Here is a 25,337-nt window from a genome sequence, read left to right on the forward strand (position 1 = left end):
TTAAAGACTTATCTAGTCTTATTCAACAAATTATATTATATGAAAACTAGAGATAAAGTCAAGTGAAGAGCAACTGTATATTTCAGTCGCATAACGTCAAAATCTGTCGATAGGGCTAAGGACCCAAAAATATAGGACATTTTCTCGAATTTATGATGCAATTTCTTAGATAAAATAGTAAAATGTAATAAGTAACATATATTGGAATGAGCGCCTGTTTATGGTGTGGTGCAAAGGAGCGCCTTTATGTCAAATCAACCAGGAATAGAATCCGTGAATAGAAATGATTCTGCAAAAACGGGACAAGACCATACAGTTATAAATTATGGAGAACAAAGTTTCTGGTTACAGCATCTTGATATAACGGCCTTTGATTTTCCATATATTGAACTATTGTTAAAACAAAGCTTTATAGAGTGGCATGATGAGGCTATAGCTCTTCCTTGGATGACAAGAACACAGTGGTCTGTGTACAGCAGCAATGGGGTGAAGGTCATAGGAGATTCAAATTCAGCTAATTCAGAGAACGCAGGGAGCGGGACCTCTGAAGCTATGTCGCTCTGTCTTGCGCAGCAAAGTCCGGCAGTTATTGTTGGCTCAGAACATGTCAATGTTGGTTCCCATCAACAAGTGTCGCTCGCTGTCCCGTTGTTTACCCGTAAGAATCGAGAATTGTTTGCTGTACTGAACTGCACGACTTCGCTTGAGCAGTATCATCCAGATGATCTTGATTTGGTTCTTGCTGCAGGGTTGCATTTTGTAAGTTGCTTTTATCGACAATTTGAATTCTTGTTCGTATCGGACTTGTTCCATGGTCAATCCCAAGCAGAGCGTGAGGCTAGACGAAGAAATATATTGTTCGAAGTTGTCAAACGTTTACATGACAAAATTGATGTGGACGCCGTATTAACAGAAGTATTTGATAGTATTGCTGAAATGTATCCAACCGCTCATTTGGAACTGCTCATGTCGCAAGATCATCGTACAACAAATCCAAAAGTTAAATCTTTACTGTTTGGACAAGACCGAGATGATCTATGTGTGCGCTCTTTCATGGAGGGAAGGCTTATTACCCTAGAGAATCCTCCTGTCATGAACGAAGGACCTTCATACGTTGAAATTGCAGTTCCGCTTAGCGGGAAACAGGGCATCTATGGTGTATTTCACATTACATTGTTAAAGGATTTTAAGGAAGAAATTGATTTAGACCTCATTTCAGTGCTGTCGGACACAGCGGGAACCGCTTTTGAAAATGCAAAATTATATGAACAGTCCAATGTACTGATTCATGAATTAAGGCTCATCAATGAATTAACGAGACGGCTGAATCAAAGTTTAAAATTAAAAGAAATATTCCAATTCTCAACACAGGAGCTGCTGAGTATTTTTCAATCGGATTCCTGTTCTATATTGCAGTATGATAAAGTGAAAGATTGCTTTGAGGTAATGTCGAGCAACATTGCTTCGATTGCTAAGGAAGTATACGCGACGAATGATGGTTTCTGCGGGTTAATCTACGAATCGAAAGAGCCTGTTTTTCTATCAGATTACGATACGTACAGCACAGTAACCTGCAGAATTATGGAACAGTCTAACGCAAGATCGCTTATCGCTACGCCGCTTATTGTGAACGGAGAATTTATTGGAATTATATTGATCACTCATCAAAGTCCGCACTTTTTCTCATATGATAACTATAAATTAATGCAGGTGCTTGCTACTCATATTGGACTGGCTATTGCGAACGCTACGCTGCATGCAGAAGTAAGGCGGATGGCTAACCGAGATATGCTTACTGGATTATATGCCCGCCGGTACTTGGATGAAGCGATTCATGAGTTTCAAAAGACGGATCCGTGCGGTTCTCTTATTGTCGTAGATATAGATCAGTTTAAGCAGGTTAATGATACGTTCGGTCATCTGCAAGGGGATATTATATTGAAGCAGGTAAGCCATATTATTAAAACATCGGTTCGGAGTATTGATATTTCCGCTAGATGGGGTGGGGAAGAGCTGGCCATTTATTTTCCGCAATATGATGTAATGCAGGCACTCCAGGTTGCCGAGAAAATTCGGAAGCGGGTCGAAGAGGAGACTGATCCTGCCGTTACCGTATCTTGCGGGATCGCCGAATGGAGTTGGTTTGACGACAAAGTGACAGTCGAATCACTATTCTACCGTGCGGATATGGCTCTGTACAAAGCGAAAAACAATGGACGGAATCAAATTCAAGTGGAAGATGTAACTTAATACCTTTAGGCAACAGTTTAATGGAGAAGGGGAGAAGGATTTCTAACATGGAGTCTTTCTCCTTTTTTTGTATAAGTTAAGGGGCGGAGGAAAAATCTATAGTGAACAGAAAGATCGTATAGAGAGGCGCTAAATGTTATGAAATCATGGATAATCCATTCATTGACTAAATGCTTGGTCCTTACCGCTGCTTTGCTCATTTGTATGTTCATACTGCCTTCTTGCACTCATTCCAAGACTCCCGAAGATTGGTTTAGACTAAGCACAAGCGGTCTTGCCGGTGTTGATTCGTTTACATTCCACGGACAAGCTGCTGTACGCAGTGAAGATACAGGGATATTTGATAAATCATTTTCGTTCTCGGGTAAAGTAAATCACCACTACAGGTTATCTATGCAAGAAGTGACGAATGGGAAGATGTTGTCCGATAACAGCTTCGCTGCAAGTTCAGGTGGTCATACGATACGGACAGCTTACTTTTTGCATCAACATGGCACGTGGGTTCCGCTAGAAGGTAATGAGAGCATGAAAACGCAGACGCTTAGCCGATTTAATCCTTTAGCCCAGATGGATACACTTCATCGGTTTCATGGTTATATTACAGAAGAAATGGGTGCGGGAAGAGGGACAAAGGTGATTCGTATTGAATTACCAGCGGAAGAGGCTCGTAAATGGATTCGCGATCAGCTTGAGGAAGAAATGGATCAATTGAGAAAACAGTTCATAAACAGATCGGACGAATTTAGCAAGAAGAAACGAGCTGAGCTTGAAGCTGTATGGAGTGATGGAAAAAAAGAACTGAACTCCATGCTGAAACAGGCTGATGCACAAGCGGTCTTCCATCTGACGATTGATTCGAGAACGATTTTACCAAGGAAACTGTACACTGAGCATCGGATATCTTATACGGATCCTGCCGGGAAACGTCAACATGAGATGCTGCTCACCGAAGTTCATTTCGGGGATTATCGCTGAGAGCTTTCTAGTTACTGACTTAAATGGAGCGGCGTGCTACAATAGTGTGGGAAGGTAATTTACCAATGTTTAAAAAATATATAGGCTGTTTCATGTCGTCAAGGAGGAAGAACTATGCGTGATCCGAGAGTACAAAAATTAGCTAAAAACTTAGTTGGATATTCTGTCAATGTTCAACCAGGGGAAAATGTTCTGGTCGAAATGATCGGTTCCGAACGTGACTTATTAAACGCTATTTTAGAGGAAGTTGCTAATCACGGGGGAAATGCTTTCGTACAAATAACGGATAGAACAGTGCTGCGCACTCTTCTAAAAAATGCAACGAAAGAACAAATTCAAACATGGGCAGACATTGATTTGAATCGGATGAAACAAATGGATTGCTACATTGGCATTCGCGCGGGTGAAAATGTAAATGATTTATCCGATGTGCCTGAAGATAAAATGAAACTTTATAATTCAATTTACCAGCATCCAGTACATAGTGAGGAACGTGTAAAGCGTACGAAATGGGTTGTACTTCGTTATCCAAATGCAAGCATGGCTCAGCTGGCAAATACGAGTACAGAAGCTTTTGAAGATTTTTACTTCCAAGTTTGCAATTTGGATTATGCGAAAATGGATAGGGCACAAGACGCTTTGGCTGACTTAATGAAACGTACAGATAAAGTACGTATTGTAAGTCCAGGAACGGATCTTACGTTCTCGATTAAAGGTATCGGTGCAGAGAAATGCTCAGGCCAAAAGAACATTCCTGACGGCGAAGTTTATTCCGCTCCAGTTCGTGATTCCGTAAATGGTACAATCAGCTACAATGCCCAAACTTTGTACAACGGTATTACATTTGAAAATATCAAGTTCCGCTTTGAAAACGGGAAAATTGTGGAAGCGACAAGTAATGATACGAAGCGCTTAAATGAAATTTTGGATTCAGATGAAGGGGCTAGATATATCGGTGAATTCGCCATCGGGTTTAACCCGTACATTTTGCATCCGATGAAAGATATTTTGTTTGATGAGAAAATTGCAGGCAGCTTGCATTTTACTCCAGGTCAAGCCTATGAAGAAACGGATAATGGCAACCGCTCCTCGATTCACTGGGATTTAGTGCTTATTCAACGTCCAGAATACGGCGGCGGCGAAATCTACTTCGATGACGTATTAATTCGTAAAGATGGCATTTTCGTTATTCCAGAGCTTGAGGGATTGAATCCTGAGAACTTGAAATAATAATTAAGAAGAAATTCCTTGGCAGGAAAACGGATTCAAGTTATCATGAAGTAGGAATGAAACATGATACCAAAAGTAAAAGCGGAGGGATGTATATGTCCACAAACGATGCAGTTGTAGAAATTGCTCAAACAGCTAGTAAATTTACTTCTTCCATTGTGCTCCAAGCAGACAATAAGTATATCGATGTGAAAAGTATTTTGGGGTTATTCTCAACATTAGTGACGACTCAAAAATATGAACTTCACGTGCATGGCTCTGATGCGGAAGAAGCGAAAGCTGCTTTGGCAGAAGTGTTTGCGAAACATGGACTTAACGTGACAATTGTTTCGGAATAATACCTTTTCTTGAACAAGCGCCCTAATCTGTAATAGGTTAGGGTGCTTTTTTTTTGAGGTTCTTGTATTACCAATCAATTTCGTCTAATATTAATAGTAGAAAATAAGCTGATCACTTTTGGACATAGGGGGGAAGATGCATGACTTCATCTGATTTGCAGGAACAGCTGAATTTAAAAGCGATGAATCTTCTACAAGAAGATGCAGATAAAATAGAAAAGCTAATCGAAGTCCAGATGGAGAATCTGGCTACACGTTACTGCCCTCTCTATGAGGAAGTGTTGGATACACAAATGTTCGGTTTTTCCAAAGAAGTCGACTTTGCAGTTCGTGCGGGACTCATTCATGAGCAAGCGGGCAAACAAATTTTGAGCAGGCTCGAACGGAACTTAGCTCTTCTCTATGAAGCTATGAACAACAAAGAAAATAAAGAGTAGCCTGTTAACATAACAGGCTTATATAGAGAAACATGCATCCATTTAGGATGCATGTTTTTTGTTAAGAGATATTGTGAAGTAAAAGCGTTAAGCTAGGTAGAATGAGACACCTAGGATCAAGTACACGGCAATGAGAAGAAGCCCTTCGTACCAGTTCGTAGCACCGTCCTGCGTTATAGACTTGGCAATAAATACGGACACGACAATGGCAACTAGTTCAATGACGGTAAAGACGATATTCATCGGCGTACCCATAAAGAAGCTCACAAAAATGAGAACAGGCGCAACGAACAGTGCGATTTGCAAGCTGCTTCCGATTGCGATTTCTACAGCTGCGCCAATTTTGTTCTTCATTGCGAGTAAGACAGCTGCGCTGTGTTCTGCGGCATTTCCGACAATGGCTACAACAAAGGCACCGACGAACAGCTCGCTGAGTCCAAAAGCAGCAGTAATGGATTCGAGTGTGTGAACAAGCCATTCACTGACAAGGGCAACCATGACTGTAGCGATAAATAGATACAAGATGGACCGCTTTTTACCCCAGGCAGGGGTATGCTCGTGCGGAAGCTCTTCATCTGAATCGTATGTCGCATCTTCCAAGTAGTCTTTATGTGTAATCATCGAGAACAAAAGCCACGCTATGTAGGACACAATTAAGATGCCAGCTACGACAAGGCTCAGTGTGTTCGTCTCTGAAGAGGTGATAGATTTCGTGTTAAGAAATACAGCAGGGATGAACAATGCGATCACTGCAACGATCATCAGTGAGCCGTTCATACCTGCAAGCGTAACATTGAAATTTTGAACTTTGTGCTTAAGTCCGCCTGCAAATAAACTGATACCTAGCACGAGCAGCAAGTTACCAAGTATCGAGCCGGTAAGACTGGCCTTAACCATATCAAACAAGCCTTCTTTAATAAGAAATATTGCAATAATGAGCTCCGCGGCGTTCCCGAAGGTCGCGTTTAGAAATCCGCCGAGACGTTGTCCGGCATAATGAGCAACACTTTCCGTTGCTTTACCAAGAAATCCAGCTACAAAAATAACGGCAATCGCGGATAGTATGAATTCTGCAATCGACCCGAAATGTGTATAATGAGCAATCGCACTGAGTATGAACGTAGAAATGAGCAGAATAGGAGATAGTTTCTTTTTCAATCCAGACATCTTAAGTTACACCTCTGATTCATTAACTGTGATTTAATCAATATAACCAATTATTGACGAGATGTAAACGTGATTTTCAGTAACTTTTTAGTTATCATTTGCTTTCAAAGATTAAAGGATTTACAATAACGAATAATGAGGTAAAAGGGGGATTATGATGACGGAACAATTGGATACTGGCGAATTACGAATTTCTGATGATGTAGTTGCCAAAATAGCAGGACTCGCTGCTTTGGAAACTCCTGGTATTGCGGCGATGTCAGGCGGCTTGTCCGAAGGATGGGCGAAAAGACTTAGCGGTAAAAATGTGCAAAAAGGTGTAACAGTCGAGGTTGGTCAACTGGAAGCGGCTATTGATCTTCGCATTATTGTGTTGTACGAAACGCCAATTCAAGAAGTGTGCCGTATGCTGCAGCAAAATGTTCGTGAAGCTGTTGAGCGTATGACAGGCTTAAAAGTTGTTGAAGTAAATGTTAAAGTTGAAGGCGTAGCCTTTAAAGACGATGAAATTGCATAATACATAAAAAAGACTACAGGTGAGCCTTGTAGTCTTTTTTTACGACAACAGATTTTGTTTTTTCCTGCCTCATTGGATGATTGTATTCTCTAGATATGCTTAGCATAATTCCCATACTTACCATCATAACGAGCAGTGAGGATCCACCGTAGCTAATGAACGGCAATGTTACTCCGGTGATCGGAATTGTATTCGTGACTCCGCCGATGTTAATAAAAGCTTGAATGGCAATAAGCCCCATAATACCGACGCCGACGAGTGTCCCAAAGCTGTCAGGACATCTTAAAGCAACAATGAGACCTCGCCAAATAAAATATCCATAGAACAGCAAGAAAATGGTTGTACCAATAAAGCCGAATTCTTCACCAATGACTGAGAAAATAAAATCGTTAAATGGGTTAGGCAAGTAGTGGAGCTTCTGAATGCTTTGCCCGAATCCAGCTCCTGTAACGCCGCCGTGACCGATTGCTATCATCGACTGGATGACATTATAACCAGTACCTTGAGCGTCGTCCCAAGGATTAAGAAAAGCTTGAATACGTCCCATTTTGTAGCTTCCCTCAGCAGCTTTCTGATCTTTGCCGGTAACAGAGCCAATAAGGGCGTTTGCCCCAAGCACAATAGCTGCCCCAAGCAGGAGAATTCCAATGGAGCCTGCAATATGTTTGATACTGGCGCCGCCTGCAAAAACAATAAGACCGCACGTAGCGACCAGGATTGCGCAGGAACCAAAGTCTGGCTGAAGCATGATCAGACCAGCCACGATACCGACGATGAGCATGACCGGTATATAACCTTTTCTCAGATCGCGAAATCGCTCTCCTTTTTTAGTTATTAGGGCGGAAAGATACAAGATGGTTGCAATTTTCGCAAGTTCAGTAGGTTGAATCCCGAGCGTTCCGATGTTAAACCAACTTCTAGCTCCGTTTACTCTCGAGCCCATCCCGGCTACCATCACAAGCATAATTATGGTAACTATAAATACAGGAATAAACAATTTCTTATACTTTGAATAATGAATATTCATGGCAATAAACATGCCGATCAGACCTAGAAATGCCCATAGCAGCTGTTTTTTTGTAAAGTAGAGAGCGTCATAATTAAAGCGAGCATTCACAACCGCTACACTTGAACTGGCACTGAAAACCATGACCAGACCAAATCCGACCAACAGCAAGGTGAGGATGAGGAGCTGAAAGTCCGGTGCACCTCTCTTCGGTTGTTGGGGTTTATTATCTTTCATGTCTAATTCCTGCTTACGCGTCAAGCAATGCCTTTAGCTGTTTAATTTTTTGCATCGCTGTACTCATTACTGGTTGTGGAATTGGTGTTTCATACTCAAGGCCATGCGGGAATGTAGCTTTACCTATGTATACTGCTTCAATTGCTAGCACGGTATCTGGTTTCTCCAGTTTCCCTTCAACTGCTCGCGTGTTCACTCGCAAGAAATATTCAGCGTTGTTTGGCTTGTCTTCAATTTTCAGATCGTATGTAGCACGGTAGTATTCCCATTGCCAGCGAATAAAACCTACTTTTTCAGCGGTTTCATCGAGGTATGAAAGCTCGCATTTTAATCCGTCTAAACCTGTATTCTCGATAATCATAATCTGTGTCCTCCTCAACTTATGAAACTACCAAAAACTTCTCTATTCATGATAGTATGTTTCAGACACTTGTGCAACATATTCATCACGCAATATATGTAATGAATTGGATAATTCTGCTACAATAGTTTAATAGATTTGAAAGGATGGGGGATTATGAAAGGACAAGAAGTACATAAGTTATTTCCTGATATGATCAAGTGGCGGCGCTATTTACATCAGCATCCTGAATTGTCTTTTCATGAAGAGCATACAGCCGCATTTGTAGCGAGTACCCTTCGAAGTTTTGATATTGATGTGAGAACAGGAGTCGGCGGCCACGGTGTGATCGGAACGATATATGGCAGTAAGCCTGGTAAAACGGTCGTGCTCCGCGCAGATATGGATGCGCTGCCTATTCAAGATGAGAAGACCGTAGAATACGCATCGAAAACAGCAGGTGTCATGCATGCATGCGGTCATGATGGTCATACGGCCACACTGCTCGCTGTAGCTCGCTATTTTAAAGAACGGCCAAGTGAGATTGAGGGAGAAATTAGGCTGTTGTTTCAGCCGAGCGAAGAGGTATGTCCCGGCGGAGCTGTTGGCGTCATAAAGGACGGGGCTCTAGAGGGGGCTGATGTCATTTACGGCGTTCATCTCTGGACTCCAATCGATGTAGGAACGGTTGCGAGCGCTCCCGGACCGCTAATGGCAGCAGCCGATGAATTTTTTATAGATATTACAGGTAAAGGCGGACACGGCGGAATGCCGCATATGAGTGTCGACAGTGTTGTGGCAGCGTCCGCATTAGTGATGCAGCTCCAGACAATCGTGAGTCGTTCTGTAGACCCGCTTATTCCTGCTGTCGTCACGGTAGGAACCATAAATGGCGGAGCAGCCCAGAATGTTATTGCCGAGACGTGCCGTATTACAGGGACGGTAAGAACCTTTGATGAGGATACAAGAATGCTTATTCGCCGCCGCATTGAACAGATGACCGAAATGATCTGTGCGGCTTATAATACAGAAGCGAGCATTCGTTATGTTATGGGTTATCCGCCTCTTGTGAATAATGATGAAGAGACTTCGCGGTTTTTTAGGGAAGCTGTAAAAGTGTTTGGAGAAGACAAGGTAGGGCGAATTCCGAAGCTCATGCCTGCAGAGGACTTTTCTTACTATTTAGAAAACATCCCTGGCTGCTTCATGTTTGTTGGCGCAGGAAATGAAGCCAAGGGCGCTGTATACCCGCATCATCACCCTAAATTCGATTTTGATGAGGACGCCATGATTCATGCGGCAAATCTGCTGATTGCGATGACGCAATCTTATTTAACCGAAATGAAATCTTAATATGCATGCTAAATCCCTCTTTTGGAAAATCTAATTTCGAAAAGGAGGGATTTTACATGAAGACAGTCAAAGAATTAATGACGACAAATTGCGAAACGGTTACCACTCAGGACAACATCTACGAAGTTGCCGTTAAAATGAAGCAGAACGATGTGGGCATTATTCCAGTCGTGGATACAGACGGTCAGACGCTGATCGGTGTCGTTACCGACCGTGACCTTGTCGTTCGTGGATATGCAGAGAAACATTCTGGGTCCACATCTGTCGAAAAAGTAATGACAACAAGCATTCGAACAGCATCTCCAGATATGTCTGTTGATGATGCTGCGGAACTTATGGCTGAGCAGCAAATTCGCAGATTGCCGGTTACGGACAACAATCACAAACTTCTAGGCATTATATCGATCGGTGATTTGGCCGTTCGAAATATTTTCGCGGATAATGCGGGTGCAGCACTTTCTCAAATTTCCCAACAACATTTACACTAAAGTGAGCTTAGTGCATGATAAAGAAGTTCATGTCCGATATTAATCGGAATGAACTTCTTTTTCTAGCTTTATTGGCAGGAGGAAAGATTATGTTAAACAGCCAGCGATCGTGTATCGTACAACGTGATTTTACAGTTCTTCTGGACACGTCGCATCCGGGCTTTGAAGAGGCGCGGCAACAGCTAAGCTGTTTTGCGGAATTGATTAAGAGTCTCTCTACCTTTTATACGTACCGGATGACGCGTATTTCTCTATGGAATGCTGCCGCGACCGGATGGTCTGCATCTGATATTGTGAATACGCTGCAGCAATTATCCAAATGGGACGTTCCGCAAAAGTTAATTCAAGATATAGAACAGTTGGTGCTGCGTTATGGGAAGCTGCTGCTTGTGCCAGATGACAGCGATGAACATATTATCCATTTAGAATGCACAGACGATAAATTACTTCAAGAAATAATAAGTTATCCATCTTTATCGATCTATTGGGAAGTTGATGATTCAGCTGCACGAATAAAGGTAGTATCAAGTATGCGCGGTCATCTCAAGCAAGAGTTGATGCGCCTTGGATATCCGGTTATTGATTTAGTAGGGTATCACCTTGGGAAGCCGCTTCACTTTGGGTTAGCGAAGCAACTGCCTGATGGTTCAGATTTTCGTCTGAGATCTTATCAACAAGACGCGATTCGTGCTTTTGAAGGTTCTCAGACCGCTGCCGGCGGAAGCGGGGTACTTGTACTTCCGTGCGGAGCAGGCAAGACGGTAATAGGGATTGGGATCATGGAACGATTTCAATGCGAGACACTTATTCTTACGTCAAACAGCACTTCGGTAAAACAATGGATTAACGAAATCGTCAGCACAACGAGTCTCTCTGCATCGGATATTGGAGAATACTCTGGTCTTAAAAAAGAAGTTAAACCGATTACTGTTGCTACTTATCAGATTCTAACTCACCGTAAATCGAAGGACGATCCGTTTGAACATATGAAGCTGTTTGATGAGCGGGATTGGGGACTTATTATCTACGATGAAGTTCATCTGCTTCCTGCACCCGTGTTCCGGGCGACCGCTGATATTCAAGCGACAAGGCGGCTAGGTCTTACCGCGACGCTGGTCCGTGAAGATGGGTGTGAACAGGATGTGTTCTCGCTCATCGGACCTAAGAGATTTGAAGTTCCATGGAAAGAGCTTGAGAAGCAAGGGTGGATTGCTAGGGTCGAATGCGAAGAATGGCGAGTAGATATGCCTAGAACGACATTAGAGAGATATCGTCTTGCTGAGAAGAAGGAACAATTTCGGATTGCCGCAGAAAACTCAAACAAATTGCCGGTCATTAGACAACTGCTTAATAAACATTTAGGGCTGCCTGCGCTGATCATAGGCCAATACATAGATCAATTGAAAGAAATCGCTGCTAAGCTGAATGCCCCGCTAATTTCTGGAGAGATGCCCCAGCAGCAGCGAAATGAATGGTATGCCAAGTTTAAAGAAGGTAAAGTGCCGGTGATCGTCGTTTCAAAGGTCGCTAATTTTGCCGTTGATTTGCCGGATGCAGCCGTTGCCATTCAAGTATCAGGCAGTTTCGGTTCGCGCCAGGAAGAAGCGCAGCGTCTTGGACGTATACTTCGTCCGAAGAAAGATTCAAATACCGCGTTTTTTTATACGATTGTGTCTCAGGATACCCGGGAACAAGATTTTGCTTTGCGGCGCCAATTGTTTTTGATTGAACAAGGGTATGAGTATAGCATCCACTATGTAAATGAAGAAGAGCTTGGCATGGAGGCGATTTCGGGAACATGAATGCGGTGACTAACACCAAACAAATTCAACCAAAAGAACAGGTTGCAGTACTCTCGCTAGCAGGTCGAAAAGTTCTTAAAAATCTGCTGCAGCGTTATGCTGGACAGCCGTTCTTGCAAGAGCAACTTGTGCAGCTCCCGATTTCGGACCTAAGCGGTGCTGAAGTCATTGTGGAGTTTATTCAGCTTCGCAGACTTGGACTTATTCGTGCAGTGAAAAAGGCTTGGGGGGAAAGGCTATACTATATCCCTGAAGACTTCTTATCCGAGCTTCAGCAATCAATGTTCAATATTCACGTGTCTCAAGCTGAACCTTCAGAGATTACTTTAACGAAAGAAGCGAAGAGCGGAATTGCAAATGATTTGTTCCGAGCATTAGTGTGGGCTGGAAAGAATGGATTGCCCATTACAGCTAAAGGAACGTTGCATAAGAAAACAATGAACAAGTTAAGTGAGCAGATCGAAGTGAGCTGTGAAGATTTTAACTTGCTCGAACTGAAGTATGTTCATCAAGATATTTATCCCGTCCATTTGGCGGTTGTGTTGGATTTGCTGCTCTACACCGGTTTAGTGCGTAAAGGCAGCGATGCCTTTTTATTAGAAACTACTGCAATTGAAGGATGGCTTAACAAATCGTTTCAGGAAATGCAGCATATTTTATTTTGGGCAGCGATGGAAAGATATACGATTCCGAATCCAAGTCTGCAGCATTATCGGTACAGTATACTATCGCCTTCATTAATGACAACAGGTTGGTACAGAGTTCGAGATGTTCTGCAATCCCTTGAGCAAGAAGGATTAATGGATTCGCCAGAAATTGCTGAGATCAATGCGCAGGCCATTGGCTTTTTGCACATGATGAATGCGTTTGGATTTGCCGATGTGGGGGAAGATTCAAGCGGGAATGTTTGTTTTCGTTTGATAAGTTCATTTCATGAAACGATTTCTTTAACCGATATACATAAAAGTGAAGAAATTAAGCCAACAGGACGATTCTATGTTGAGCCGGACTTCGAAATTGTCGTTCCTCCGGATGTTCCGTATTCTGTGCGCTGGGAATTAGAAATTTGCGCCGAATTCGTAAAGATGGATCTCATGTCCATATACAAGTTATCGAAGAACAGTCTGGCTGAAGCAACGGAACATGAGAGATCGATCCAAGATATAACCTCCTTTTTGGAGGGAAATTCCTTAACAGGGCTGCCGGATAATATTAAAGTAACGATTGCTCAGTGGGGCAAAGAAATCGGACGCACGCATTTTGCAGCTGTCACCTTGCTTCGTTGCACCGATGAGGAGGCGGCAGACGAAATTGCGAGCCATCCTAGGCTAAACGAAGTGGTTAAGCGCATCGGTCCGCGAGATTTTATCGTAGAATCAGATCAAATTGCGGGTATTCGGCCAGTTTTGGAAAAGATGGGATTATCGCCTCGTAAGCAAGTTCACGGTTTGGGCGATGAGTACACGATATTTCCGCGTATCCCATTTCATACAGCTGACAATGATTCATCTCTTGGAGACACTCAATATATAGATACAGATGGCAGCAAGGGAATCGTATACAGCGGAAGAACATTACACTTCTATGAGGAGGATCATGATATTCCAGATGCTGACGTGTTTTTTCCTACAATTGATTCGGTACCTGCAATGTGGAGCAAAGAGATGAGAACTTATCATCCATCAACTGCCCAGAAAATAATGGAGCAGGCGCTTGATTGGAAGACAAGTGTGTTGCTGAGCATAGAAGGGACAACGGTTGAATTTATTCCTCATCAGATTCAATCTCGCGATCGTTGGAAAGCAAGAGGATATATTCGCTCAGAAGCGGACCCTGCAGTATGGACAGAGCTGGAAGCGGGAGATTGGGAGGAAATGAAGCTAGTACTGCCTTCAAAATAAAGATGAAAATAAACAAAAGATGCAGGCGATTGGCAATAATTACGGTTAAACATTTTTTACAGATAGTGGGACAACTACTTCTTTACCTTCAATTCTTATGGTATTATAAAAGAGTCTACCTTATGGGTTTAAGTCGGCTAAGGTAGAACAATGTAAAGAATTGAGATGAAATTCATGAGCGTATTAGAGAAAAATACGGTTGACATGGCCAAGTTACTGACATACGCCTATGAATTAGGCGATATGATAAACAATTCGGTAGAAATTGCGAATTATTTATATTGGAAGCAAAAGGTTGCTGAACATCCTGAAATTCAAGCACTAGTTAAACAGATGGAGCGCAAAAAAGAGCTCTTTGAAGAAACGCAGCGTTTCGGTCATTTCCATCCGAATTATCACTCTGCCAAAGATGAAGTTAAGGCAATAGAGGATCAATTGGATAAATTTGAAGAAGTGCGGCGCTTTAAACAAGCGGAGAAAAATATTGATGAAATGTTTCATCAAATATCGGAGATGATTGCATACTCCGTCTCGGATACCATTAAAGTGCCAAGCAATGATCCGAATCCGAAAGGCGGCTGCGGCAGCGGCGGCAAATGCAGCTGCGGTTAAAGAATGCTTCATTCTGTCTCTAGGTAAAGACAGGAGAAAGTGAGGTAGAAAGAACAATGTTTCCGGAACGCACTGGTTTCATTATTTGGGTGAGTGATTTAAAAGCAGCTAAAAATTTAGAAAAATACGGTACAGTGCATTATATTTCACGCCGGATGCATTATGTCGTTATGTATGTAAATGCAGATCGTGCTGAGGATACGATGAGAAATGTCCGTAAGCTTTCTTATGTACGTAAAATTGAGCGTTCTTACCGTAATGAAATAAAAACAGAATATAGTAAAAACAACCCAGATCTTACCGTTTTAAATAATGCATGACTAGATGGATATAACTTATATGGAAACTCAACAGACAGCGGCCTTAATGGCCGTTTTTTTTCTTTGTCAATTGTTAAATTTATTCATCGGGTTGAATAATTTTTCTTGTGAATCTATAGGTTATGATGTAATATATTGGGTATATATTCATGGTTAAAAAGACCTATTCTGGTGGAGAGTGATACCACATGAGAGATAAGGTAATGCAGCGATGGAGCACCTATGAGTCCTTCTATGTTGAACTTGGGGATAAGAGAGTTGCTGACATTGTAATTACCAACCATGCTCAAAGTCGTTATTTGGACCGAATTGAACAGCAAAATAGCGGTTTCGATCATATTGCGGCATGGATGTGGGAATGTCTTAAGCAGAATCGGATCGCACCCTATTATCGGAATGAACAGGACGTCTATATTATTGATGAAGACTTGGTACTCGTAGCTGAATTTTCGGAGCTGCCAGGAGAATGTGATATTTTGGGCAATCCTTTACATAAAATGATCGTTGTTACATTTCTTGGCCGAATGTCTGAGACGATAGAACTACGTGACTTGAAATCCTACTATTCTTGGCTTAGACATTCACGGAGAATGACACTCATTAAAAATAGCCGTAAACGCAAATAACTTTTATTTTAAGGCATGTGGAAAATAACATTTTCTGCATGCTTTTTTTGTCTCATTGCTGTGCATAGGTTACAATATATGCAGTTAGAGAGGGGAGTAAAACCGATGGCACTTAACTTTCATCAACTTCATACTTTTTATACCGTAGCGGAAAGAGGAAGCTTTTCAGCTGCTGCCCAAGTATTGCATATGACGCAACCAGCAGTAACGATGCAAATACAAGGGCTGGAAGAATATTTCGGAACGAAGCTGCTCCATCGGTCAACCAAAAAAATCGAGCTGTCCGAAGCCGGTCAGACACTGCTGCCTTATGCAAGGAAAGCGATTGAGCTCATGCGTGAGACGGATTTATCGATGTCACGTTACACGCATATGCTGGAAGGCAGACTGCTGCTCGGGGCAAGTCTGACGATAGGTGAGTATGTATTGCCTCGTCTTCTTGGACCTTTCAGCAAGCAATATCCTCATATTTCAATCATGATGAAAGTAATGAATACGACACAAATATTGGAGTATATTGAGAATCATCAGCTCAATTTTGGTCTAATTGAAGCCCCGATTCATCATCCGGATATGGTGATCGAGCCCGTCATGGAGGACGAGCTCAAGTTAATTGTTTCGGCACAGCATCCGCTTGCTGCATTTGACCAAGTGGATTTGGAAGAGGTTATTACTTATCCGTTCGTTCTCAGAGAGAAGGGGTCTGGAACAAGACAAGTTATGGAAGAGCAGTTTATTGCCAAAAAATTGGACCCGAATACGATTCATACGGTTATGGAATTAGGCAGCACTGGAGCAGTTAAATCTGCTGTAGAGGAAGGGTTTGGCATTACGATGCTGTCTCCGTCTTCTGTTAAGCACGAGATTGCCCTTGGACTGCTTAAAATGATTAACATTCGTGACGCCTCATTTAAACGTCAATTTTTCTCGATTCATTTAAAATCAACGCTGCTGCCTATATCTGCAGTGACGTTCTTAGAATTTATGAAACAGCAGAAGCTGGTTGTATAGAGGGCATAGGGCATCCTTTGCTCGCTCATATGTTGTGAAAGGGGCGTGAAGCAGATGGTGATGAATCAGGAAGGATTATGTGATTTACATACGCATACTCAAGCTTCGGATGGGCTGCATAAGCCTGCTGAAAATGTACACTTTGCTAAGCAAAAAGGGCTTGCCGCGATCGCTATTACGGATCATGATACGATAGCGGGTATTGAAGAAGCGCTGCGAGTTGGAGAAGAAGATGGCGTTATTGTCGTTCCTGGCATCGAAATAAGTACACGAGTGGACGATCAAGACATTCATGTGCTTGGATATTACATAGACTTTCATGATCAGGTGTTCTTAAGAAGGCTTGAGGAGCTTCGAAGTACGAGGGAGCGTCGCAATGAACTCATCATTTCGAAGCTTCAGCAGCTTGGTGTTTCGATTACCTTGGACGAAGTCATTAACCATTTAGGCCGTCCTCTTAGAGCCGATGAAAGTATAGGAAGACCTCATATCGCCGACTTGCTTGTGCATAAGGGGTATGTCTCGAATATGAGAGAAGCGTTCGATAGATACTTGGCAGAAGGAGCAGCTGCGTATGTGTCATTGCCGCGCATTACTCCTGCGGAGGCTATGAATTGGATTCGGGAAGCGGACGGCACGCCGGTACTCGCTCATCCTGGACTATATAAGAATGATGATCTCGTTCGTGCGATTATTGAAGAAGGTCGTCCCGCTGGTATTGAAGTATACCATTCAGATCATAGTGAAGCAGATGAAGAGCGGTATATGTTGATGGCTGAACATTACGAGCTTATTATGACTGGCGGATCCGATTTTCACGGTGCGCGGCAAGGTGTTATTTTTCACGGTGATATTGGAAACCGAACGGTGTCAGCTGAAGTGCTGTCTTTACTGTCATCTAGAAGGGGAATATAAACACAAAGACCTGAGTGAAGCTGTATTATGCTTCGAATTCTCAGGTCTTTTTTGTTTCAGTATATTTATAGTCAGCTGTTTTTGATCGTGTTCGGCAAGCTCTTTATCAGCTGCTCATCTGGCGTGACATACAACGTTTTTTGGTGATCATAGATTACAAAGCCGGGCTTAGATCCGCTAGGCTTGCGGACATAGCGAATGAGCGTGTAGTCAACCGGTACGCTGCTTGATTCCTTCGCTTGGCTGAAATATGCGGCAAGCTGTGCAGCTTCTTCGAGCGTCGCTTCACCATATTCGGAGCTTCGGATCAGTACGTGAGAACCTGGAATATCTTTCGTATGCAGCCAAGTGTCGTTAGGCGCTCCAAGACGGTTCGTCACATATTCGTTCTGCAAATTGTTCTTGCCTACATAAATTTCAATGCCTTCCGATGATGTGTATACGTGAAGAGTAGGACGATCGTTTTTCTTCTTCTTGCGGGCTTTTTTATTGCGATCGCGCAAGTAGCCCTGCTGAACAAGTTCTTCGCGAATTTCTTCGATATCGCTGACGGAAGCGTGAGACAGCTGTTGCAGAAGTCCTTGCAAATAATTGATTTCTTCGTGGGTCTTATCTAACTGTTCGTGAATGACGGCCAAGCTGTTTTTATACTTGTTATATTTCTTGAAATAGCGCTGCGCATTGTCCGAAGGAGTAAGCAGCGGATCGAGCGGAATCGTAACGGTTCTCTGCTCTTCATCATAGAAATTGACAAGCTTAGCTTCTTTGTCACCTTTTTGGATTTGATGTATGGAAGCGAAGAGCAGCTCGCCGTAAATTCGATATTGTTCTGCATCCTCTGCTTCTTTTAAATCGGCTTGTAAATGATCTAGCTTTTTGACGTTTTTATTTAGTTCATTTTGTAAAAAACGAAGCAGATCGCTTACCTTTTGCTTAACGGTGTCCCGCTCTGCCTTTTCTCCGTAAAATGCCTCCATACAGCTGCTGATGCTAGGAAAAATAACCTGATCTTTCTCAATCATCGTCAGCGGTATTGCTGAAAATACCATTTTACCTTTGCTGTTATAGCCGATTACGGGTGAAAATTCATTGCCCCGAATGCTGTCCATCATATGTGAAAAGGCGTTCCATAATTGTTCGCCATATGAACTAGATTCATCGATTTGAGCGCCGCCTCCCTTCGCACGATGCTCGATTTCTTGAGCGATTAATGGACTTAATCCGCTAAATGATTCCACTAACCAGGCCGCGTTTGCTTGCTCTGTCTCTTGATAACGTTGCATAAACTCTTCTTTACTCGTACTGAGAGGATTAAGCTTATGCTGCTGAGGCGGCTCAGTATATGTGAAGCCTGGCATCACAACTCTGTAGCTGCTGATCGCTGGTGTGACGTGATGGATTCCATCCAGCTGCGTGCCTGTAGCAGGATCAACGATGATGATATTGCTGTGGCGTCCCATGAGTTCGATGACAATGCGCTTAACGGACACATCTCCAAGTTCATCCCGCTGGCGTACGTCCATATGAATGATCCGTTCCATGCCGACTTGTGCAATTCGCTCGATAATTCCGCCTTCAAAATGTTTGCGAAGCAGCATGCAGAACATCGGCGCTTCTTGGGGATTAATGAACGTCTGCTCTGTAAAATGTACTCTTGGGTACGTTGGATTCGCTGATAACAGAAGTCTGCGATTTTCCCCTTGTGCTCTTAATAAGAGGATAATGTCGTTATCTGACGGTTGATGAATTTTTGTAATTCTTCCTCCGATACATGATTGCAATTCATGGACAATTGCTCGTGTTACAATGCCGTCCAATGCCATTTTTCAGTTCTCCTATCTATAACTCACATCTATTTTAATAGAATTGCGTGTAAGTTCTTATATAATACCTTTCTTTTCTATGATGCCACAGTTTGAACAAAAACTTAAGAGCCTTGCATGTGATAATTTGGGACTTGTCAGAATACATTTACCCTAAAGCAGGTGGAAAAGCTGTCACGATGAAAACTCGAGAACATCGGGAGGGAAAAAGAGAGCATGGAACAAAAAAAGTGGCACCAGTTGTCTGGGGATGAACTGAAGAAGCTGCTTGGTGTAGACCAGCATCAAGGTCTCACATCAGAAGAAGCGAAACATAGGCAAGAGACACGCGGTTTTAACGAGCTTTCAGAGGGTAAACGAATTTCGCCCATTACGTTGTTTTTAAATCAATTTAAAGATTTTATGATGCTCGTTCTGATGGGAGCAACATTAGTTTCAGGACTGCTTGGTGAATATTTAGACGCGATAACAATCGTTGCAATTATTTTGATTAATGGGGTCTTGGGGTTTATCCAAGAGTTCCGCGCTGAACGATCCCTGCGTGCGCTGAAACAGCTGTCTGCTCCAAGTAGCAAAGTGCTGCGCAGTGGGAGTGTTGAACAGATACCCGCTAGGCAGCTGGTAGTGGGCGATATTATCGTCATGGAGAGCGGGGACCGGGTTCCGGCGGATGTACGATGGCTTGAATGCAACAACTGCGATATCGAGGAATCGGCATTAACTGGCGAATCGGTTCCGGTAAGCAAGCATGCGGAAGTGATTCGTGAATCGGATGTTCCCCTTGGTGATCAGAAAAATATCGGCTTCATGGGTACGATGATGACGCGCGGAACGGCAAAAGGCGTCGTCATTCGTATAGGTATGGACACGGAGATGGGCAAAATCGCCAATCTTATTCAGAATACCGAAGAGCAAGAAACGCCGCTGCAGCGCCGATTAGAACAGTTTGGGAAAATACTCATTTATTTGTCGCTCGCACTCACGGTATTGGTCGTTATTGCAGGACTTATGCACGGACAGCCTGCGCTTGGCATGTTCTTGGCCGGAGTTAGTTTGGCGGTTGCGGCTATACCTGAAGGGTTGCCAGCGATTGTTACTATTGCACTGGCTCTTGGTGTACAGCGGATGATTAAGCGCAAAGCGATTGTGCGAAAGCTCCCTTCCGTCGAGACGCTCGGCTGCGCATCTGTTATTTGTTCCGATAAGACAGGAACGCTAACTCAAAATAAAATGACCGTTACACACGTATGGCTTGGCGGACGCACCTTAGAGGTTACTGGTGAAGGGTATGCGCCAGTCGGTTCAATATTCGATAGAGGTCAGACTGTAGATCTTAAACATGATCAAGCGCTCCGCAGATTGCTGCAGGTATGCAGTCTATGTAACAATGCGGGGATCTTTGAGACACAGCCGGCCGCAGCAGTGCCCCGAAAGAAACAAAAAGGCAAAGAAGAGCTCTCTTCAACATGGGATTTAAAAGGAGACCCTACGGAAGGTGCGCTTGTCACGCTTTCGTCGAAGATGGGGATGTCACCAGGGGCGTTAACCGCCTTGTATGTTCGGGAGAAGGAATTTCCATTCGATTCTGAACGCAAGCGCATGTCGGTTCTAATTAAGCATCAAGGCGGACGATTGGTATATACAAAAGGGGCTCCTGATTTGCTGCTTAATCGATGCGCCTATATTTTGTGGGAAGGAAATGTGGTTCCTCTTACCGGCACACTTCGTCAGAAGGTGCTTTCTGCAAATGAACAAATGGCCCGTTCAGCGCTTCGTGTGCTCGGCATGGCATATCGGGAACTGCGCCCTAATGATCGAGATCAACATGAAGATGACATAGAGTCACATCTTGTCTTCATTGGTCTCACCGGAATGATCGATCCGCCAAGGCGTGAAGTGCGGGATGCCATAACCGTATGCCGCCGTGCAGGAATTAAAACAGTGATGATCACCGGCGATCACGGTACTACCGCTGAGGCGATTGCTCAGCAGCTTGGCATTATTCCGCGCGGAGGCCTTATTCTAACTGGAACTCAGTTAGCTTCGATGAGTGATGATGAGCTTGATCGGAATGTAGATAATACGTATGTGTACGCAAGGGTATCCCCAGAGCATAAGTTGCGCATTGTAAAATCGTTGCAGCGCAAAGGCCATGTCGTTGCCATGACTGGAGATGGTGTTAATGATGCGCCAGCGATTAAAGCGTCCGATATTGGTATCGCTATGGGGATTACAGGGACGGATGTATCGAAAGAAGCCTCATCGCTTGTTCTTAGTGATGATAACTTTTCAACAATCGTTGCAGCGATTGAGGAAGGTCGCAATATTTATGAGAACATTCGCAAATTCATTCGTTATTTACTAGCGTCGAATGTTGGAGAAATATTAACGATGCTGCTGGCCATGATGGCTGGACTTCCTCTGCCGCTGCTTCCTATTCAAATATTATGGGTCAACCTCGTGACAGATGGCTTGCCGGCCATGGCGCTTGGTGTTGATCAGCCGGAAAAAGACTTAATGGAACAAAAGCCGCGGGGTGCGAAGGAAAATATATTTGCACGCAGATTAGGCTGGAAAATTATAAGCAGAGGCATATTGATTGGCGTCTGCACGTTAGCTGCATTTTGGCTGACGCTTAGAGTAGCGCCGAACGATGCGGGACAACTTTCAAAAGCGCAATCCGTTGCCTTTGCAACACTCGTCATGGCGCAGCTGATCCATGTGTTTGACTGCCGCAGCTCTCGGTCTATTTTCCACCGGAATCTGTTACAGAATCGATATCTGGTGTTAGCCGTTTTATCTTCGGTCGTGCTTATGGTAGGCGTCATGTACATCGAGCCGATGCAGCCGATCTTTAAGACTGTACCGCTTGGATTTAGGGAATGGTCGATTACAATCGTTGCCGCAGGAATCCCTACGTTCTTGATGGGTGCAGGCAGCGTATGGGGCGGGAGAAGACATCGTTCAGGCGGCAGCCGCAAGCTGATTTCAGCAAATAGTACAAACATTCGTGCATAAAATGAATTGCTTTTTCGCTCCAATTTCGTGTATGCTTACCCAAGTAGTTGGAGGCATTGAAAAGGAGTGTTATACAAATGAAGTTTACAAAAATGCATGGCCTCGGCAACGATTTTATCGTTGTGTTCGGAAAGCAACAATTGCCTGAGAACGCTTCTGAGCTTGCTGTGAAATTGTGCAACCGTTTTTTCGGCATTGGCGCAGACGGTCTTGTCTATATACTGCCTTCAGAGAAGGCTGATTTTAAAATGCGGATAATGAATCCCGACGGTTCTGAGGCGGAACAATGCGGAAACGCGATCCGCTGTGTGTCGAAGTACGTATATGATCACGGCTATGTACAATCCGAAAATGTAACGATTGAAACGATTGGTGCAGGGGTTCAGCCCGTTACATTAAATGTGAAAAAGGGTGTAGTTGAGACGGTTCGAGTCGATATGGGAGCGCCAGTACTTGAAGGGCTGCAAATACCGACAACCATTGATGCAAATCCTGTTATTAAACAACCGATTGAAGTGGATGGACGCAGTTTTGAGTTTACAGCCGTTTCGATGGGGAACCCGCACTGCGTTATTTACGTCGACAACGCGGTAGATTTTGATTTAACAACATGGGGACCTAAACTTGAAGTGCATCCGCTGTTCCCGAAAAAAGTAAACGTTGAATTTGCAACGGTTAAGTCGCGTGATCACGTTGACATGCGTGTATGGGAGCGCGGTGCGGGCCCTACGCTGGCATGCGGCACAGGCGCTTGCGCGACACTAGTATCTTCCGTTCTGAACGGATACACAGAACGATCTGCGTCGATCTCCTTAAAAGGCGGAGACTTATTTATCGAGTGGAACGAGGATGATAACCACGTTTATATGACAGGTCCAGCTGAAGTGGTGTTTGAAGGGGAAATTAAACTTTAATATTCCGGAGCACACGCCAATATTCTGAGAATGGAGCACACCTTCATTCTCTTTTTTTTTTAGCGTGCTTATCTTTCAAACTATTTTATGATACATTAAATTGAAATTATATACATAGAAGATGATAAGCAGTGGAAATATCATTTCGGAGTGAGGGGAAAATATGAAGCCGGGTTTGCGAGAAATATGGGATGGGCAACTATTAATTGGAGACGGAGCCATGGGTACATACTTGTATCAAATGGGATTTCCTGTCGGTATTTCTTACGAAGAGCTGAATTTAATTCATCCCGAAGTTGTTGGTGATGTGCATAGACGATATATTGATGCAGGAGCAAATTTAATAGAAACAAATACGTTCTCTGCGAATTTCGATAAACTCTCAAAATATGGTCTTGAATCGAAAGTAGAACAAATTAATCGTGCCGGTGTAAAGATTGCTAGAGAGGCAGCTGGAAATAACGGTTATGTTGTCGGAGCTATCGGGTCCATTCGCGGCGGCAGACGCGCGAATATTTCGAACAAGGAATTGAAAGGTTATTTTGAACAGCAAATTTCAGCGCTGTTAACGGAAGATGTGGACGGGATTTTACTAGAAACGTTCTACGATGTAGAAGAACTGCTTATCGCCCTGCGCCGTGTGCGTAAATTAAGTGATTTGCCTGTCATCTGTCAGTTTGCTGTGGAAGACGTAACGACTTTAGACGGATATACGATGCCTGAGGCCTTCTCGATTATAACGGAGGAAGGAGCAGATGTTATAGGTTTTAACTGCCGGACAGGTCCAAGCGGGATTATGCGTGCAATGGATACATTGCAAGGCCATCTGCAAGTTCCAATGTCTGTATTTCCAAATGCCGGTATAGCCGATTATGTAGATGGGCAATACCGTTATGCGGCGACGCCTGAATACTTTGCGCAAAGTGCGGTGAAGTTTGCTGAGCTCGGTGCTCGAATATTGGGAGGGTGCTGCGGAACAACTCCTGAGCATATTGCGGCAATTGCAGGTGCGCTTAAAGATTACATACCGATGCCGTTGCCTCAGCCTGTAATTACTTCTCAACGTGATCGAATTGCGGTCGCTGAAAGAGATGAAGAGGATGAGGGCGGCGGTGCGTTTACAGGGAAGCCTAGCATCGTTGATTTGGTAAAAGAACGCCATACCGTAATCGTTGAGCTCGACCCGCCGCGAGATTTAGATATTACAAAATTTATGGACGGAGCCAAAGCTCTGCAAGAAGCAGGTGCAGATGCGCTTACTCTGGCAGATAATTCACTCGCTGTTACGCGAATGAGCAATATGGCGCTAGGTCATTTAGTGCAGTCCCAGCTAGGTTTGCGTCCGCTTATCCATATTGCATGCCGCGATCGGAATCTCATCGGCACGCAGTCTCATATGATGGGGTTTGATGCGCTTGGCATTGATCATGTCCTGGCTGTAACGGGTGACCCAGCAAGGTTCGGCGATTTGCCTGGCTCCAGTTCTGTATATGATTTAACCTCTTTTGAAATCATTAGAATGATTAAGCAGTTAAATGATGGCATCGCTTTTTCCGGAAAGCCCTTGAAGCAAAAAGCTAAGTTTGTTGTTGGCGCAGCGTTTAATCCGAATGTCAAACATTTAGATAAAGCTGTTCAGCGGTTAGAGAAAAAGATTGCATCGGGTGCAGATTACATCATGACTCAGCCGGTGTATGATCCTGAGTTGATTGCAGCAATCAAGGAAGCGACAGCTCATTTGAACATTCCTATCTTCATTGGCATTATGCCGCTAGCGAGCGGCAGAAATGCGGAATATTTGCATAACGAGGTGCCCGGCATTCAACTCTCAGATGAAGTGAGACAGCGTATGGCTGGTCTTGAAGGTGCTGAGGGCCGCCAAATGGGCATTAACATCGCTAAGGAACTGCTTGATGTTGCGATGGACAATTTTAATGGAATATACTTAATGACGCCTTTCATGTTCTATGATATGAGCGTGCAGTTAATAAAATATGTGTGGGAAAAATCAGAACATCGAGCTCCCCACTTGTTTCAGTCAAAATAATCAATTACAA

Annotated in this window: 22 protein-coding genes; 18 read left to right on the top strand and 4 right to left on the bottom strand. The window is 43.5% G+C overall.

The features are described 5' to 3' along the window. The first annotated feature begins 246 nt into the window (after positions 1 to 246). From J2Z20_RS02075 to J2Z20_RS02095, 5 genes are all read left to right on the top strand, one after another. Positions 247 to 2,250: a sensor domain-containing diguanylate cyclase gene (locus tag J2Z20_RS02075; RefSeq protein ID WP_209844879.1), complete on the top strand. Its 2,004-nt coding sequence runs from the start codon at positions 247 to 249 to the stop codon at positions 2,248 to 2,250. A 138-nt stretch (positions 2,251 to 2,388) separates the two neighbouring features. After that, positions 2,389 to 3,225: a hypothetical protein gene (locus tag J2Z20_RS02080; RefSeq protein WP_209844881.1), complete on the top strand. Its 837-nt coding sequence runs from the start codon at positions 2,389 to 2,391 to the stop codon at positions 3,223 to 3,225. 114 nt (positions 3,226 to 3,339) lie between these two features. Next, positions 3,340 to 4,455, top strand: a complete 1,116-nt coding sequence (locus J2Z20_RS02085) for an aminopeptidase (RefSeq protein ID WP_209844883.1) — start codon at positions 3,340 to 3,342, stop codon at positions 4,453 to 4,455. Between the two features lie 95 nt (positions 4,456 to 4,550). Beyond that, positions 4,551 to 4,793, top strand: coding sequence for an HPr family phosphocarrier protein (locus J2Z20_RS02090; protein ID WP_209844886.1), 243 nt, complete (start codon positions 4,551 to 4,553; stop codon positions 4,791 to 4,793). Positions 4,794 to 4,933: 140 nt separating this feature from the next. Continuing rightward, complete coding sequence (locus J2Z20_RS02095) at positions 4,934 to 5,230, top strand: Fpa/YlaN family protein (RefSeq protein WP_209844888.1); 297 nt, start codon at positions 4,934 to 4,936, stop codon at positions 5,228 to 5,230. An 87-nt stretch (positions 5,231 to 5,317) separates the two neighbouring features. On the opposite strand, the gene cax is transcribed toward J2Z20_RS02095, so the two are convergent. Next, positions 5,318 to 6,388 carry a calcium/proton exchanger gene (gene cax / locus J2Z20_RS02100; RefSeq protein ID WP_209847187.1) on the bottom strand — a complete coding sequence of 357 codons (1,071 nt, stop codon included), beginning with the start codon at positions 6,386 to 6,388 and terminating at the stop codon, positions 5,318 to 5,320. A gap of 166 nt (positions 6,389 to 6,554) precedes the next feature. On the opposite strand from cax, the gene J2Z20_RS02105 reads away from it, so the two are divergent. Then, entirely contained in the window at positions 6,555 to 6,914 is a 360-nt protein-coding gene (locus J2Z20_RS02105; protein ID WP_209844890.1) for an Asp23/Gls24 family envelope stress response protein, read from the top strand. Positions 6,915 to 6,927: 13 nt separating this feature from the next. On the opposite strand, the gene ftsW is transcribed toward J2Z20_RS02105, so the two are convergent. Continuing rightward, positions 6,928 to 8,157: a putative lipid II flippase FtsW gene (ftsW, locus tag J2Z20_RS02110; RefSeq protein WP_209844892.1), complete on the bottom strand. Its 1,230-nt coding sequence runs from the start codon at positions 8,155 to 8,157 to the stop codon at positions 6,928 to 6,930. Between the two features lie 13 nt (positions 8,158 to 8,170). Beyond that, positions 8,171 to 8,518, bottom strand: coding sequence for a YugN family protein (locus tag J2Z20_RS02115; protein ID WP_209844894.1), 348 nt, complete (start codon positions 8,516 to 8,518; stop codon positions 8,171 to 8,173). A 156-nt stretch (positions 8,519 to 8,674) separates the two neighbouring features. Between J2Z20_RS02115 and J2Z20_RS02120 the strand changes: the two genes are divergently transcribed. From J2Z20_RS02120 to J2Z20_RS02160, 9 genes are all read left to right on the top strand, one after another. Then, complete coding sequence (locus J2Z20_RS02120) at positions 8,675 to 9,850, top strand: M20 family metallopeptidase (protein ID WP_209844896.1); 1,176 nt, start codon at positions 8,675 to 8,677, stop codon at positions 9,848 to 9,850. Positions 9,851 to 9,906: 56 nt separating this feature from the next. Further along, positions 9,907 to 10,338 carry a CBS domain-containing protein gene (locus J2Z20_RS02125; RefSeq protein WP_209844899.1) on the top strand — a complete coding sequence of 144 codons (432 nt, stop codon included), beginning with the start codon at positions 9,907 to 9,909 and terminating at the stop codon, positions 10,336 to 10,338. An 89-nt stretch (positions 10,339 to 10,427) separates the two neighbouring features. Then, positions 10,428 to 12,140, top strand: a complete 1,713-nt coding sequence (locus tag J2Z20_RS02130; protein WP_209844901.1) for a DNA repair helicase XPB — start codon at positions 10,428 to 10,430, stop codon at positions 12,138 to 12,140. Next, complete coding sequence (locus J2Z20_RS02135; RefSeq protein WP_209844902.1) at positions 12,137 to 14,041, top strand: helicase-associated domain-containing protein; 1,905 nt, start codon at positions 12,137 to 12,139, stop codon at positions 14,039 to 14,041. The genes J2Z20_RS02130 and J2Z20_RS02135 overlap by 4 nt, the downstream gene beginning before the upstream one ends. 174 nt (positions 14,042 to 14,215) lie before the next feature. Further along, positions 14,216 to 14,653 carry a YlbF/YmcA family competence regulator gene (locus J2Z20_RS02140; RefSeq protein WP_209844904.1) on the top strand — a complete coding sequence of 146 codons (438 nt, stop codon included), beginning with the start codon at positions 14,216 to 14,218 and terminating at the stop codon, positions 14,651 to 14,653. A 56-nt stretch (positions 14,654 to 14,709) separates the two neighbouring features. Then, complete coding sequence (locus tag J2Z20_RS02145; protein WP_209844907.1) at positions 14,710 to 14,973, top strand: YlbG family protein; 264 nt, start codon at positions 14,710 to 14,712, stop codon at positions 14,971 to 14,973. A 188-nt stretch (positions 14,974 to 15,161) separates the two neighbouring features. Continuing rightward, a complete protein-coding gene (locus J2Z20_RS02150; protein WP_209844909.1) occupies positions 15,162 to 15,599 on the top strand; it encodes a hypothetical protein in 438 nt (145 codons plus the stop codon). A gap of 105 nt (positions 15,600 to 15,704) precedes the next feature. After that, positions 15,705 to 16,610: a LysR family transcriptional regulator gene (locus J2Z20_RS02155; RefSeq protein ID WP_209844911.1), complete on the top strand. Its 906-nt coding sequence runs from the start codon at positions 15,705 to 15,707 to the stop codon at positions 16,608 to 16,610. 54 nt (positions 16,611 to 16,664) lie between these two features. Further along, positions 16,665 to 17,525, top strand: coding sequence for a PHP domain-containing protein (locus J2Z20_RS02160; RefSeq protein WP_415639984.1), 861 nt, complete (start codon positions 16,665 to 16,667; stop codon positions 17,523 to 17,525). 71 nt (positions 17,526 to 17,596) lie between these two features. Here J2Z20_RS02160 and J2Z20_RS02165 read toward each other — a convergent pair whose 3' ends face one another. After that, positions 17,597 to 19,348: an Rqc2 family fibronectin-binding protein gene (locus J2Z20_RS02165; RefSeq protein ID WP_209844913.1), complete on the bottom strand. Its 1,752-nt coding sequence runs from the start codon at positions 19,346 to 19,348 to the stop codon at positions 17,597 to 17,599. 216 nt (positions 19,349 to 19,564) lie between these two features. Here J2Z20_RS02165 and J2Z20_RS02170 point away from each other — a divergent pair, with 216 nt between their 5' ends. From J2Z20_RS02170 to J2Z20_RS02180, 3 genes are all read left to right on the top strand, one after another. Further along, positions 19,565 to 22,366, top strand: coding sequence for a calcium-translocating P-type ATPase, SERCA-type (locus tag J2Z20_RS02170; protein WP_209844915.1), 2,802 nt, complete (start codon positions 19,565 to 19,567; stop codon positions 22,364 to 22,366). Positions 22,367 to 22,443: 77 nt separating this feature from the next. Next, positions 22,444 to 23,280 carry a diaminopimelate epimerase gene (gene dapF, locus J2Z20_RS02175; RefSeq protein ID WP_209844917.1) on the top strand — a complete coding sequence of 279 codons (837 nt, stop codon included), beginning with the start codon at positions 22,444 to 22,446 and terminating at the stop codon, positions 23,278 to 23,280. A gap of 163 nt (positions 23,281 to 23,443) precedes the next feature. Continuing rightward, entirely contained in the window at positions 23,444 to 25,327 is a 1,884-nt protein-coding gene (locus J2Z20_RS02180; RefSeq protein ID WP_209844918.1) for a bifunctional homocysteine S-methyltransferase/methylenetetrahydrofolate reductase, read from the top strand. Positions 25,328 to 25,337: the final 10 nt, after the last annotated feature.

The organism is Paenibacillus sediminis (assembly GCF_017873765.1).
Classification (GTDB): domain Bacteria; phylum Bacillota; class Bacilli; order Paenibacillales; family Paenibacillaceae; genus Paenibacillus_AG; species Paenibacillus_AG sediminis.

What these genes read in the sequence shown, in the direction of transcription:
- J2Z20_RS02130 (WP_209844901.1), top strand. Translation starts at nt 10,428, where the DNA reads ATGTTAAACAGCCAGCGATCGTGTATCGTACAACGTGATTTTACAGTT.
- J2Z20_RS02095 (WP_209844888.1), top strand. Translation starts at nt 4,934, where the DNA reads ATGACTTCATCTGATTTGCAGGAACAGCTGAATTTAAAAGCGATGAAT.
- J2Z20_RS02180 (WP_209844918.1), top strand. Translation starts at nt 23,444, where the DNA reads ATGAAGCCGGGTTTGCGAGAAATATGGGATGGGCAACTATTAATTGGA.
- J2Z20_RS02075 (WP_209844879.1), top strand. Translation starts at nt 247, where the DNA reads ATGTCAAATCAACCAGGAATAGAATCCGTGAATAGAAATGATTCTGCA.
- J2Z20_RS02150 (WP_209844909.1), top strand. Translation starts at nt 15,162, where the DNA reads ATGAGAGATAAGGTAATGCAGCGATGGAGCACCTATGAGTCCTTCTAT.
- J2Z20_RS02080 (WP_209844881.1), top strand. Translation starts at nt 2,389, where the DNA reads ATGAAATCATGGATAATCCATTCATTGACTAAATGCTTGGTCCTTACC.
- J2Z20_RS02120 (WP_209844896.1), top strand. Translation starts at nt 8,675, where the DNA reads ATGAAAGGACAAGAAGTACATAAGTTATTTCCTGATATGATCAAGTGG.
- J2Z20_RS02155 (WP_209844911.1), top strand. Translation starts at nt 15,705, where the DNA reads ATGGCACTTAACTTTCATCAACTTCATACTTTTTATACCGTAGCGGAA.
- dapF (WP_209844917.1), top strand. Translation starts at nt 22,444, where the DNA reads ATGAAGTTTACAAAAATGCATGGCCTCGGCAACGATTTTATCGTTGTG.
- J2Z20_RS02140 (WP_209844904.1), top strand. Translation starts at nt 14,216, where the DNA reads ATGAGCGTATTAGAGAAAAATACGGTTGACATGGCCAAGTTACTGACA.
- J2Z20_RS02090 (WP_209844886.1), top strand. Translation starts at nt 4,551, where the DNA reads ATGTCCACAAACGATGCAGTTGTAGAAATTGCTCAAACAGCTAGTAAA.
- J2Z20_RS02085 (WP_209844883.1), top strand. Translation starts at nt 3,340, where the DNA reads ATGCGTGATCCGAGAGTACAAAAATTAGCTAAAAACTTAGTTGGATAT.
- J2Z20_RS02115 (WP_209844894.1), bottom strand. Translation starts at nt 8,518, where the DNA reads ATGATTATCGAGAATACAGGTTTAGACGGATTAAAATGCGAGCTTTCA.
- J2Z20_RS02125 (WP_209844899.1), top strand. Translation starts at nt 9,907, where the DNA reads ATGAAGACAGTCAAAGAATTAATGACGACAAATTGCGAAACGGTTACC.
- J2Z20_RS02170 (WP_209844915.1), top strand. Translation starts at nt 19,565, where the DNA reads ATGGAACAAAAAAAGTGGCACCAGTTGTCTGGGGATGAACTGAAGAAG.
- ftsW (WP_209844892.1), bottom strand. Translation starts at nt 8,157, where the DNA reads ATGAAAGATAATAAACCCCAACAACCGAAGAGAGGTGCACCGGACTTT.
- J2Z20_RS02145 (WP_209844907.1), top strand. Translation starts at nt 14,710, where the DNA reads ATGTTTCCGGAACGCACTGGTTTCATTATTTGGGTGAGTGATTTAAAA.
- J2Z20_RS02105 (WP_209844890.1), top strand. Translation starts at nt 6,555, where the DNA reads ATGACGGAACAATTGGATACTGGCGAATTACGAATTTCTGATGATGTA.
- J2Z20_RS02165 (WP_209844913.1), bottom strand. Translation starts at nt 19,348, where the DNA reads ATGGCATTGGACGGCATTGTAACACGAGCAATTGTCCATGAATTGCAA.
- J2Z20_RS02135 (WP_209844902.1), top strand. Translation starts at nt 12,137, where the DNA reads ATGAATGCGGTGACTAACACCAAACAAATTCAACCAAAAGAACAGGTT.
- J2Z20_RS02160 (WP_415639984.1), top strand. Translation starts at nt 16,665, where the DNA reads ATGGTGATGAATCAGGAAGGATTATGTGATTTACATACGCATACTCAA.